The organism is Crenalkalicoccus roseus, from assembly GCF_004761865.1.
Classification (GTDB): Bacteria; Pseudomonadota; Alphaproteobacteria; order Acetobacterales; family Acetobacteraceae; genus Crenalkalicoccus; species Crenalkalicoccus roseus.
This window is the reverse complement of the sequence record NZ_SJDM01000067.1, coordinates 1-11357: the sequence shown is the minus strand read 5'-3', so window position 1 is coordinate 11357 and position 11357 is coordinate 1. Positions and strand designations below refer to the sequence as shown.

Sequence of the window (11357 nt, the reverse complement as noted above, 5' to 3'; positions counted from 1 at the left end):
GGCGCCCCGGCCCCGCCCGAGGGCTGCCCGCGCGCCGGCGGCGCGGCCGGGCGGCCGGCGGGCTGCTCGGCGAGCAGCGCGACGCGGCTGAAGCCGCCGGCGCTGATCGTGCCCATCACCTCCATGACGCGGCCGTAGGAGATCGAGCGGTCGCCCCGGACGAAGATGCGCCGCTCCGGCGCGCCGGGCGCCTGGGCGCCGGCGATGGCCTGGAGCTGCGGCACCAGGGCCTCCAGCGTCACCTCCGTCTCCTGGAGGAAGATCCGCCCCTCCGGGTTCACGGTGACGGTGATCGGCTCGTTCTCCTGGTTGAGCGCGCTGGCCTGGGTGCGCGGCAGGTCCACCGGCACGCCCACCGTCATCAGCGGCGCCGCGATCATGAAGATGATCAGCAGCACCAGCATCACGTCCACGAGCGGGGTGACGTTGATCTCCGACATCGGGCGGTAGCGGCCGCGCCGCCCGCCGCCCCTGCCCATCAGCGGGGCCGCCATGGCGCGCTACTCCGCGGCGACCGGGGCGGGCTGCTCGTCCTCGAACGCAGCCTCGGCCTGGCGGGAGAGGATGGCGGAGAACTCCGCCGCGAAGGCCTCCATGCGCGCGGCGAAGCGGGCGAGGTCGGAGGAGATCTTGTTGTAGGCGATCACCGCCGGGATGGCGGCGACCAGGCCGATGGCGGTGGCGAACAGCGCCTCGGCGATGCCCGGCGCGACCACGGCGAGGTTGGTGTTCTGCATCCCCGCGATGGCGGCGAAGCTGTTCATGATGCCCCAGACCGTGCCGAACAGGCCGACGAAGGGCGCGACCGCGCCGACGGAGGCGAGGAAGGTCATCCACCGCTCCATCCGCTCCATCTCGCGCTGCACGGTCACGCCCATGGCGCGCTCCACCCGCTCCTTCAGCCCCGCCGCGACCAGGCCGGAGCCGTGCAGGCGCGCGGCGCTGCGGCGCCATTCGCGCATGGCGGCGCCGAACACGGCGGCCATGGGGTGGGTGGGCTGCGCCCCCTCGGTGCGGTAGAGCTCCTCGAGGCTGCCGCCGGACCAGAAGGCGTCCTCGAAGGCGTCGGCGGCGCGGTTGGCGCGGCGCAGCGCCGTCACCTTCTCGAACACGATCGCCCAGACCCAGATGCTGGCCAGCAGCAGGCCGAGCATCACCGCCTTCACCACCCAGTCCGCCTGGAGGAACAGCCCCCACAGCGTCAGGTCGTGCGCCATTCCCCCGAGATCGGTCGCGGTCACGCTGCGATCCACGCCATGTCCTCCTTCACTCGCCCTGGCCCCCCTCGGCCGGGCGCGTCGGCGCGCCGGCCAGGGCCGACCGCCAGGGTTCGGGAATCCGTCTCGGCCGCAGCGTGTCCCGATCCACGCAGGCCAGTTCGACGAGCAGCGCCGCCAGCGTGGCGCCGTCGCGCGTCATCCGCTGGTCGAGCGCCATGCTCACCCCCCTCACGGCGACGACCCTGGTCTCCACCGTCACCAGGTCGTCGAGCCGGGCGGGCAGCGCATACTCCACTTCGACGCGCCGCACCACGAGTATCGCGCCATGCTCCTCGATCATGCGCTGGTGCGGCATTTCCATGGCACGCAGCGCCTCGGTGCGCGCCCGTTCCGCCCAGCGCAGGTAGGTGGCGTGGTAGGCCATGCCGCCCGCGTCCGTGTCCTCGAAATAGACGCGGACGGGGAAGCGGTGCGCCGGCGCCTGCGGGGGCGGCCGGCGCGGACCCGCCCGCCGGGGCGGGGCGGCGGTCATTGCCCCTCCGTCGCCAGCAGGTCGGGCTGGAGGGCGAAGCCGGCCGGCGGCGTCATCCCGAGATGCCGCCACCCCGGCTCGCCCAGCACCCGCCCGCGCGGGGTGCGCAGCACCAGCCCCTCCTGGATCAGGAAGGGCTCGATCACCTCCTCCAGCGTGTCGCGCGATTCGGCCAGCGCGGCGGCCAGCGTCTCGACGCCGACCGGGCCGCCGCCATGGTGCTCGGCGATGCGGCGGAGGTAGCGGCGGTCCTGCGCGTCGAGGCCGAGATGGTCCACCTCCAGCCGTTGCAGCGCCGCGTCCGCCAGCGCCCGGTCGGCCGGCACGCCGGCGACGGCGGCGAAGTCCCGCACCCGGCGCAGCAGGCGCCCCGCCACGCGCGGCGTGCCGCGCGAGCGCCGCGCGATCTCGAGCGCCCCGTCCTCGGCCAGCGCGAAGCCGAGCTTCGCGGCGCCGCGGCGGACGATCTGCAGGAGCTCCTCCACCTCGTAGAATTGCAGGCGCAGCGGGATGCCGAAGCGGTCGCGCAGGGGCTGGGTGAGCAGCCCCGCGCGCGTCGTCGCGCCGATCAGGGTGAAGGGCGGCAGGTCTATCCGCACGGTGCGCGCCGAGGGCCCCTCGCCGATGATGAGGTCGAGGCGGAAATCCTCCATCGCCGGGTAGAGGGTCTCCTCGATCGCCGGCTGCAGGCGGTGGATCTCGTCGATGAACAGCACGTCGCGCGGCTGCAGGTTGGTCAGGATCGCGGCGAGGTCGCCGGCGCGCTGCAGGATCGGGCCGGAGGTGGCGCGGAAGCCGACGCCGAGCTCGCGCGAGACGATCTGCGACAGCGTGGTCTTGCCGAGGCCGGGCGGGCCGTAGAACAGCGCGTGGTCCAGCGCCTCGCCGCGCGCGCGGGCGGCCTCGATGAACACCTTGAGGTTCTCGCGCAGCGCCCTCTGGCCGACGAACTCGGCGAGCGTCTGCGGGCGGAGCGAGCCCTCGCCCGCATCCTCCTCCATCCGCGCGCCGGAGGTCAGGCGCCCGTCCCTGTCGCTCATCGCGGCGAGAGCTCCCGCAGGCTGTCGCGGATCACGGCGCCGAGCGGCGCGTCATGGCCGAGCCGGCCCAGCACCCGCGCCACGGCCGAGGCCGCCTCCGGCCGCTTCCAGCCGAGGTTGAGCAGGGCGGAGACCGCATCGGCCTCCACCCCCGCCGCCGCGGGCGGCGCGGCGGCGGCGGGGCCCGGCCCGCGCCCGGGGGCGAGGGCGCCGGCCCAGTCCCGCAGCTCGGTCAGCAGCCGCCCGACCAGCTTCGGCCCCACCCCCTTGGCGCGGCCGAGGCTCGCCTTGTCGCCCACCCGCACCGCCTCGGCGAGATCCTCCGGGGAGAGCGCGGAGAGGATGGCGAGCGCCAGCGTCGGCCCCACCCCCTGGATGCGCGTCAGGGCGCGGAAGCAGGCGCGCTCCGTCTCCTCGGCGAAGCCGTAGAGGGTGATCGCGTCCTCGCGCACATGGGTCTCGATCAGCAGCGTGCCCCTGGCCGGGGGGGCGGGCAGCGCCGAGACGGTGCGCGAGGAGCAGGAGACGAGGTAGCCGACGCCGCCCACGTCCAGGATGCAGCCGCCCTCGACGACGCCGTCGAGCCGGCCGGTAAGCTTGCCGATCACGGCGCGCCCCCCGCCCGCGCCAGGGCGCGGCGCGTCTCGCGGTGATGGGCGTGGCAGATCGCCACCGCCAGCGCGTCCGCCGCGTCGGCGCGGCGGATGGCGGCGCCCGGCAGCAGCAGCTTCACCATCGCCTCCACCTGCACCTTCTCGGCATGGCCGGTGCCGACGACGGCGCGCTTGACCTCCATCGCCCCGTATTCCGCGACCGGGATGCCCGCGAGCGCCGGGGCCAGCAGCACCACGCCGCGCGCCTGGCCGAGCTTCAGCGCCGCGCCCGGGTTCCTGTTGACGTATGTCTGTTCCACCGCCGCCTCGTCCGGCCGCCAGGTTTCGAGCAGCGCCAGCAGCGCCCGGTGGAGCTGCGACAGGCGCTCGGCCAGCGGCAGCTCCGTGGTGGTGGAGATCACCCCGTCGCCGAGATGGCGCAGGCGGCTGCCGGCGCATTCCACCATGCCCCAGCCGGTATGCTGCAGGCCGGGATCGAGGCCGAGCAGCCGGACCGGGCGCGGGGCCGCCGTGTTCACGCTACGTTCCCAGTCTCGGGCGGGGCGGCGGGCGCGTCAAGGGCCGCGCCTCAGGCGGAAAGCCGCTGCAGGGCGGCCTCCGGGACCTCGAGATTGGCATAGACGTTCTGCACGTCGTCATTCTCGTCCAGCGCGTCCACCAGCTTCAGCACCTCGCGCGCCCGCTCCTCGTCGAGCTCCACGGTGGCGGTCGGCACCCATTCGATGCGGGCGGTCTCGGCCGGGCCGAAGCGGGCCTCGAGCGCCTCGCGCACGGCGAAGAAATCCTCGACCGCGGTGCTGACGGCATGGCCCTCCGCGCCGCTCTCCACATCCTGCGCCCCGGCCTCGATCGCCGCCTCCAGCATCGCCTCGGCATCCGCGGCGGCGGCGGGATAGGCGATGACGCCCTTGCGCTCGAACTGGAAGGCGACCGAGTTGGTCTCGCCGAGGCTGCCGCCGTGCTTGGCGAAGGTCGAGCGCAGCTCGCCCGCCGTGCGGTTGCGGTTGTCGGTCAGCGCCTCGACGATGATGGCGACGCCGTGCGGGCCGTAGCCCTCGTAGCGGACCTCCTCGTAATCCTCGCCGGCGCCGCCCTGGCTGGCCCGCCGGATGGCGCGGTCGATGGTCTCGCGGGTCATGTTGGCGGCCAGCGCCGCCTTCACCGCGGCCCGCAGGCGCGGATTGGCCGCGGGGTCGGGCAGGCCGAGGCGGGCGGAGACGCTGATCTCGCGGATCAGCTTGCCGAAGGCCCGGGCCTTCTTGGCCCCCTGCGCCGCCTTGCGGTGCATCACGTTCTTGGCGTGCGAATGGCCGGCCATCGCCGTCCCTGTCCTGGTCCTGAGATTCCGGTTGAGGAGGGGCTTATAGCCTCGCGTCCCGCCCCACGCCACCGCCGCGCCGATTCCCCTGGCCCGCCCCCGCGGACCGGGCCCATGATGCCGGGATGGACACCCTGCCCGCCGACCCCCATGCCGTGACCACCCCGGAACAGCTCGCCGCGCTCTACGACCCGCCGCGGGAGCTGGTGCTGCAGAAGGTGACGGACCGGCTGGACGCGCCGACCCTGGCCTTCATCGCCGCCTCCCCCTTCTGCCTGCTGGCGACCAGCGGCGCGCGCGGCGTGCACTGCACCCCGCGCGGCGACGCGCCCGGCTTCGTCGCGGCGCTGGACGAGCACACCCTGGCGCTGCCGGACCGGCGCGGCAACAACCGCCTGGACGGGCTGCGCGACGTGCTGGAGAACCCGGCGGTGGCGCTGCTCTTCCTGATCCCGGGCGTGGGCGAGACGCTGCGCGTGAACGGGCGCGCGCGCATCACCGCCGACCCGGCGCTGCGCGGCCGCTTCCTCGCCCAGGGCAGGCCGCCGGCCACGGTGCTGCTGGTGACGGTGCGCGAGGTCTACATGCAGTGCGCCAAGGCCTTGCTGCGCTCCCGCCTGTGGGAGGGCAGGCCGCGCCCCGCCGGCGTGCCGAGCATGGGCGAGCTGCTCGCGGCGCACACCCGCGGGCGGGTGGAGCCCGCCGGCTACGATGCCGAGGCGCCGGCCCGGCTGGCCTCGACCCTGTACTGAGACCCGGCGCGGACCGCCCCGACCTTCCCCGGGGCGCGCGGGGCCATGCCGGATGGCGGGGGGTGTCGCCGCCGGCCATGGGCGCCGCGCGTCGCCCGGGGGCCCGCGGCCGGCCCGTTCTTCCCCTGAGGCATGGCGGATGCGCGCCCTTCGCATGGGAGCGGCGCCTTCCTGATATTGCGAATCATTCGCATTATCATGATGCTCCCCGCCGCACCCAAGGGGGAGATTCCATCCGCATGTCGTCCTTCCGCCCGGGATCGCGCCCGAGCACGCCCGCCATCGGCCTCGCCTGCTTCGGCCTCGTCACCGCCTTCGCCACGCCCGAAGCCCGCGCCCAGGAGGAGGCCGCGCCGGCGGCCACCCGGCTTCCCGAACTCAGCGTGGTCGGCGCCGCCCCCTCCCCCTACCGCGCCGATTCCGCGCCGCTGCCGCGCAGCCCCTTCACCGCCGCCGAGGCGCCGCAATCCGTCACCGTCGTGCCCCGGGTCGTGATGCAGGAGCGCCAGGCCACCACCGTGCGCGACGCGCTGCGCAACGTCACCGGCATCAGCCTCGCCGCCGGCGAGGGCGGCTTCTCGGGCGACAACCTGACGCTGCGCGGCTTCCCGGCACGCGGCGACTTCTTCATCGACGGCATCCGCGACCTCGGGCAGTACACGCGGGACAGCTTCTTCCTCGACTCCGTGGAGGTGCTGAAGGGGCCGTCCTCCGTCATCTTCGGGCGCGGCTCCACGGGCGGCGTCGTCAACCAGACCACCCGCCTGCCGCTGCCGGTCACCCAGGGCGAGATGTGGCTCTCCGCCTACACGCCCATGGGCCTGCGGATGACGACCGACGTCAATGTCCGCGCCGGGGCGGTCGCCGCCCGCCTCGCCGCCATGGGCACGCGCATCGACGCCGCCGACAGGGACAACGTCTTCAACAAGAGATGGGGCGTCTATCCCTCGATCACCCTGGGCATGGGCACGCCGACCACCCTCACCCTGTCCTGGCTGCACCAGGAGGAGCGCACCATGCCCGATTTCGGCCTGCCCTACTATCTGGGCCGGCCGCTGCGCGTCGCCACGAACACCTTCTACGGGCTCCGCCAGACCGACAGGGAACACACCCAGACGGACGTGTTCACCGCCAGGCTCGAGCACCGCTTCGGCGAGGATCTGCAGCTCCGCAACACCTTCCGCTGGGCGAACTGGGCGCGCGAGATCTCCGCCACCGCCCCGCGCCTGGTCGCCGGCACCGTCGCCCAGGGCATCACCCCGGCCTCCCTGGTCAACCGCCAGCCGCAGGTGCGCAACGGCTTCGACGCCATGCTCGCCAACCAGACCGAGGCGCAGCTTCGCTTCGTCACCCTCGGCCTGCGCCACGAGCTGCTCGCGGGCGTCGAGGTCGGGCGCGAATCCTCCGAGAGCACGCGCTTCGCGCAGACCGGGCGGCCGGCCGCCAGCCTGCTGTTCCCGAATTTCGACGATGCGGGCCTGATCGCCACCACGCTGGCCTCCGACGTCAGGACGGTGGCCAACACCGTCGCCCTCTACGCGGTGGACCGCATCTTCCTCGGCGAGCTGTTCGAGCTGATCCTCGGCGGCCGCTGGGACAGCTTCGAGGCGGAGCAGACCAACCGCACCGCGCGCCAGGCCCTGGCGCGCACCGACCGCGCGTTCACCTGGCGCGGCGCGCTCGTCTTCAAGCCCCTGCCCGGCCTGCGCGCCTACCTCGCGGCGGGAACCTCCTTCAACCCCTCGGCCGAGGCCCTCACCCTCGCCGCCGGCAACGCGAACCTCGCCCCCGAGACCGCGACCACCTACGAGCTGGGCGCCTCCTACGAGGTGCTCGCCGGCCTGCGCCTCGCCGGCTCGGTGTTCCGCATCGAGAAGCGCAACGCCCGCACCTCGGACCCGGCGAACGCGGCGCTGCAGGTGCTGGACGGCATCGTGCGGGTGGACGGGTTCGAGCTGCAGGCGGTCGGGCGCCTCGCGCCGCGCTGGAACCTGCTCGCCGGCTACACCTATCTCGGCTCCGAGATCGTGCGCTCCAACAACCCGGCCGAGGTGGGGAAGGAGTTCGCCAACGTCGCGCCGCACACGGTCTCGCTCTGGACCACCTGCGACCTTCCGTTCGGCTTCCAGGCGGGCGGCGGGCTTTCCTACATCGACCGGCGCTTCGGCAACACCGCCAACACCACGCGCGTCCCCGGCCATGTGCGCCTGGACGCGGCACTGGCCTGGACGCCGGAGGAGGGGCCGCTCAAGGGCCTCCGCCTGCAGATCAACGCGCTCAACCTCGGCGACGCGCGCACCTACGAGACGGTCTACAGCGGCCATGTCGTGCCCGGGGTGGGCCGCACCTTCGTCTTCTCCATGGCGGCGCGCTTCTGATGCTGATCGAGATCCCGGCCGTGCTGACCGAGGCCGAGGCGGCGGAGGCGCTCGCCGCCCTCAGGGCCGCGCCCTGGGTGGATGGCCGCGTCACCGCCGGCCACCAGTCGGCCCAGGTCAAGGACAACCTGCAGATCGAGGAGGGCACGGACCTGCACCGCCGCCTCGGCGACCTCGTGCTCTCGGGCCTCGGGCGCTCGGCGCTGTTCCTTTCCGCGGTGCTGCCGCTGCGGGTGTTCCCGCCGCTGTTCAACCGCTACGACGCGGGGATGACCTTCGGGGCGCATGTGGACAACGCCATCCGGCAGATCCGCGGCACCCCGCACCGGATCCGCACCGACGTCTCCTGCACCCTCTTCCTCACCCCGCCCGGGGAGTACGAGGGCGGCGAGCTGGTGATCCAGGACACCTATGGCGAGCACCGCGTGAAGCTGCCGGCGGGGCACGCGGTGGCCTATCCCGCGACGAGCCTGCACCGGGTGGAGCCGGTGACGCGCGGATCGCGCATCTCCTCCTTCTTCTGGATCCAGAGCATGGTGCGCGACGACATGCGGCGCCGGCTGCTGTTCGACCTCGACATGGCGATCAGCGCCGCGGCGGCTGACCTGGCGCCGGGCCATGAGGCGCCGGTCGCGCTCACGGGCGTGTATCACAACCTGCTGCGGCAATGGGCGGAGGTGTCGTGAGGCCGCCGCCGCGCGGACCGGGCGCGGCGGCTTCCCGCCCCGGGGGGCGGTCAGATGGTGCTGCTGGAGAGGATTGAACTCTCGACCTCTCCCTTCATCCCACTTCGGCTTTCGCCGCCGCCCGCGGGCGTTCGTGGTCTGGACTGTCCCTTCACCCTAGACGCCGAGGCGTCCTTAGGTGCCGCCCGTCCAGTCTCTACACCGTCCCGGAGCAGGTCCGGGCTTGGCTCGGGATCGCCATCGCCACCGGCGGAAGGGTTCCCCGACTTTGGGCGGTTCGCACCCCCGCGTTTCCGCGAGGGGAGGCAATGCCACCAAGGGAGTGCTCTACCACTGAGCTACAGCAGCCAACCGTTCTGAACGGCCCCTGCGGCCGCCGGCCGGAAGGGGCTGCGCTACCTAGCCTCCGCCCGCCGTCCGCGCAAGCCCCGGAGGGCGGCTCAGCCGTAGCGCTCCTCCGCCCAGGGGTCGCCGCGGTTGTGGTAGCCCCGCACCTCCCAGAAGCCCGGGCGATCCTCGCGCAGCAGCTCGATGCGGGTGACCCATTTCGGGCTCTTCCAGAAGTAGAGGTGCGGGATCACCACCCGCACCGGCCCGCCATGCCGCCGGTCGAGGGGCGCGCCGGACCAGGAATGCGCCAGCAGCACCTCCTCGCGCTCGAAATCGGCGCGGGTGACGTTGGTGGTGTAGCCGTCGTAGGAGGTGAAGGCGACGAAGCGCGCCTCCTCCTTCGGCCGCGCCAGGGCGAGGAGGTCGGTGGCCCGCACCCCCTGCCAGCGGTTGTCGTAGCGGCTCCACTGGGTCACGCAGTGGATGTCGTTCACCAGCTCCGCCTGCGGCAGCGCCAGGAACGCCTCCCAGTCGAGGCGGAGCGGCGCCGCCACCAGCCCCTCGACGCGCAGGCGCCACTTCTCCCGCGGCACGTCCGGCTGCACGCCGAGGTCGAGCACCGGCCAGTCGGTCACCAGGGTCTGGCCGGGCGGCAGGCGCTCCCGCGCCGGGTCGGCGCCAGGGGGGTAGGACCTGCCGGTCAGCAGCCGCCCCTCCCGCGCCCATGCCTGCTTGCTCTCGACCAGCTTCTCGCGGACCCGCCCGGTCAGGGGGATGTCGTCGTCCTCGGCCATGCGCGCCTCCTGGCCGCATAAGTGCCGATGCCCGCGCCCCGCACAAGGGGCGGCGCGCCAGGGCGCCGCGCGGCTACCCCTTCTCCCGCATCAGCCGCGCCTTGTCGCGCTGCCAGTCGCGCGCGGCGATGGCGGCCCGCTTGTCGTGCTTCTTCTTGCCCTCGGCGAGGCCGAGCAGCACCTTGGCCCGGCCGCGCTCGTTGAAGTGGATCTGCAGCGGCACCAGCGTCGCGCCCTCGCGGGTGATCGCGCCGGTGAGCTGGTTCACCTGCCGGCGGTGCAGCAGCAGCTTGCGCGGCCGGCGCGGCTCGAACTTCGCCACGTAGCTGCCGGCCTGCCATTCCGGGATGTAGGCGTTGAACAGCCACATCTCGCCGTCCCGCTCCCCGGCCCAGGCCTCCGACAGGGTGGCGCGGCCGGCGCGCAGCGACTTCACCTCGGGCCCGAGCAGGGCGAGCCCCGCCTCGATCGTCTCGCCGATCTTGTAGTCGAAGCGCGCCTTGCGGTTGGAGGCGGCGACGCCGTGGCTGATCATGCCCTTCCTGCGCGGCTCCGCCGCCATCGGAGTCTCCCTGCCGCGCGCTAGTTCAGCAGCCCGACCGAGACCATCGCCTCGCGGATCCGCCTGCGGTTCGGCTCGGCCACGGGGGCGAGGGGCAGGCGGCAGTGGTCGGCGGTCTTGCCGAGCAGGCTCGCGGCGTACTTCACCGGCCCCGGCGAGGTCTCGCAGAACATCGCGTCGTGCAGCGGCGTCAGCCGGTCCTGGATCGCCATCGCCTCGCGCACCCGCCCCTCCCGCCAGGCCTTCTGCATCTCGGCGCAGAGCCGCGGGGCGACGTTGGCGGTGACGCTGATGCAGCCCGCCCCGCCGGCGGCGTTGAAGGCGAGCGCCGTGTGGTCCTCGCCCGAGAGCTGGATGAAGTCCTCGCCGCAGGCGCGGCGCGTGTGCAGCGGGCGGGTCAGGTTGGCGGTGGCGTCCTTCACGCCGACGATGTTCGGGTGCCGCGCCAGCCGCGCCATGGTCTCGACGCTCATGTCGATCACGCTGCGCGGCGGGATGTTGTAGATGAACATCGGCAGGTCCACCGCATCGGCGATGGCCTTGAAGTGCAGGTAGAGCCCCTCCTGCGTCGGCTTGTTGTAGTACGGCGTCACCACCAGGCAGGCGTCGGCCCCCGCCTTCTTGGCGTGGCGGGTGAGGTCGATCGCCTCGGCGGTGGAGTTGCTGCCGGTGCCGGCGATCACCGGGACGCGGCCCCGCGCCGCCTCGACGCAGAGCTCGACGACGCGCTTGTGCTCGTCGTGCGAGAGGGTCGGGCTCTCGCCGGTGGTGCCGACCGGGATCAGCCCCTCCGTCCCCTCGCCGATCTGCCACTCCACCAGGTCCTGGAACGCCTTCTCGTCCACGGACCCGTCGGCACGCATCGGCGTGATGAGCGCGACCATCGAACCCTGGAACATGGCGGACTCCATCCTTCCCCGGGAAGGAGGCCAAGCTAGAGGCCGGCCGGGCGCGGAGCAAGGAGAGGCGCGGCGGCAAACCGAGACATCCGCCCGCGCGGCCTTTCCCGCGACAAGCGCCGCCGGCATCGGTTAAAGCTCCTCCATGCACCGCCGCGCCCTGCTCGCCCTGCCGCTCGCCGCCCTGCTGCCGCGCCCGGGCGCGGCGCAGCCGCCCGCCGCGGGAGGGGAG

13 protein-coding genes are annotated in these 11357 nt (G+C 73.5%); 3 read left to right on the top strand and 10 right to left on the bottom strand.

The annotated features are described in order from the left end of the window. From tolR to ET526_RS19990, 7 genes are all read right to left on the bottom strand, one after another. The coding region (tolR, locus tag ET526_RS20020; protein ID WP_135470659.1) for a protein TolR at nucleotides 1–494 on the bottom strand (494 nt) is incomplete at its 3' end. A gap of 6 nt (nucleotides 495–500) precedes the next feature. Continuing rightward, nucleotides 501–1253, bottom strand: a complete 753-nt coding sequence (gene tolQ, locus ET526_RS20015; protein ID WP_192898733.1) for a protein TolQ — start codon at nucleotides 1251–1253, stop codon at nucleotides 501–503. A gap of 13 nt (nucleotides 1254–1266) precedes the next feature. After that, nucleotides 1267–1752 carry a tol-pal system-associated acyl-CoA thioesterase gene (gene ybgC, locus ET526_RS20010; protein ID WP_135470657.1) on the bottom strand — a complete coding sequence of 162 codons (486 nt, stop codon included), beginning with the start codon at nucleotides 1750–1752 and terminating at the stop codon, nucleotides 1267–1269. Continuing rightward, nucleotides 1749–2792, bottom strand: a complete 1044-nt coding sequence (gene ruvB / locus ET526_RS20005; protein WP_135470655.1) for a Holliday junction branch migration DNA helicase RuvB — start codon at nucleotides 2790–2792, stop codon at nucleotides 1749–1751. Before ruvB ends, ybgC begins: the two co-directional genes overlap by 4 nt. Beyond that, nucleotides 2789–3400 carry a Holliday junction branch migration protein RuvA gene (gene ruvA / locus ET526_RS20000; RefSeq protein WP_135470653.1) on the bottom strand — a complete coding sequence of 204 codons (612 nt, stop codon included), beginning with the start codon at nucleotides 3398–3400 and terminating at the stop codon, nucleotides 2789–2791. The genes ruvB and ruvA overlap by 4 nt, the downstream gene beginning before the upstream one ends. After that, complete coding sequence (gene ruvC, locus ET526_RS19995) at nucleotides 3397–3924, bottom strand: crossover junction endodeoxyribonuclease RuvC (RefSeq protein WP_135470651.1); 528 nt, start codon at nucleotides 3922–3924, stop codon at nucleotides 3397–3399. The genes ruvA and ruvC overlap by 4 nt, the downstream gene beginning before the upstream one ends. Before the next feature lie 50 nt (nucleotides 3925–3974). Next, a complete protein-coding gene (locus ET526_RS19990; RefSeq protein ID WP_135470649.1) occupies nucleotides 3975–4724 on the bottom strand; it encodes a YebC/PmpR family DNA-binding transcriptional regulator in 750 nt (249 codons plus the stop codon). A gap of 125 nt (nucleotides 4725–4849) precedes the next feature. On the opposite strand from ET526_RS19990, the gene ET526_RS19985 reads away from it, so the two are divergent. From ET526_RS19985 to ET526_RS19975, 3 genes are all read left to right on the top strand, one after another. Continuing rightward, the gene (locus ET526_RS19985; RefSeq protein ID WP_135470647.1) at nucleotides 4850–5476 is read left to right on the top strand and encodes a pyridoxamine 5'-phosphate oxidase family protein; all 627 of its coding nucleotides are present in this window, start codon (nucleotides 4850–4852) and stop codon (nucleotides 5474–5476) included. A gap of 239 nt (nucleotides 5477–5715) precedes the next feature. Further along, nucleotides 5716–7854, top strand: a complete 2139-nt coding sequence (locus tag ET526_RS19980; protein WP_158295646.1) for a TonB-dependent receptor — start codon at nucleotides 5716–5718, stop codon at nucleotides 7852–7854. Beyond that, nucleotides 7854–8540, top strand: a complete 687-nt coding sequence (locus ET526_RS19975; protein ID WP_135470643.1) for a Fe2+-dependent dioxygenase — start codon at nucleotides 7854–7856, stop codon at nucleotides 8538–8540. Before ET526_RS19980 ends, ET526_RS19975 begins: the two co-directional genes overlap by 1 nt. Before the next feature lie 440 nt (nucleotides 8541–8980). Here ET526_RS19975 and ET526_RS19970 read toward each other — a convergent pair whose 3' ends face one another. The 3 genes from ET526_RS19970 to dapA form a co-directional block, all read right to left on the bottom strand. Next, nucleotides 8981–9664, bottom strand: a complete 684-nt coding sequence (locus tag ET526_RS19970; protein ID WP_135470640.1) for a sulfite oxidase-like oxidoreductase — start codon at nucleotides 9662–9664, stop codon at nucleotides 8981–8983. A gap of 73 nt (nucleotides 9665–9737) precedes the next feature. Next, on the bottom strand, nucleotides 9738–10226 hold the full coding sequence (gene smpB / locus ET526_RS19965; RefSeq protein ID WP_135470638.1) for an SsrA-binding protein SmpB: 489 nt from the start codon (nucleotides 10224–10226) through the stop codon (nucleotides 9738–9740). A 20-nt stretch (nucleotides 10227–10246) separates the two neighbouring features. Then, on the bottom strand, nucleotides 10247–11125 hold the full coding sequence (gene dapA, locus ET526_RS19960) for a 4-hydroxy-tetrahydrodipicolinate synthase (protein ID WP_135470635.1): 879 nt from the start codon (nucleotides 11123–11125) through the stop codon (nucleotides 10247–10249). Nucleotides 11126–11357: the final 232 nt, after the last annotated feature.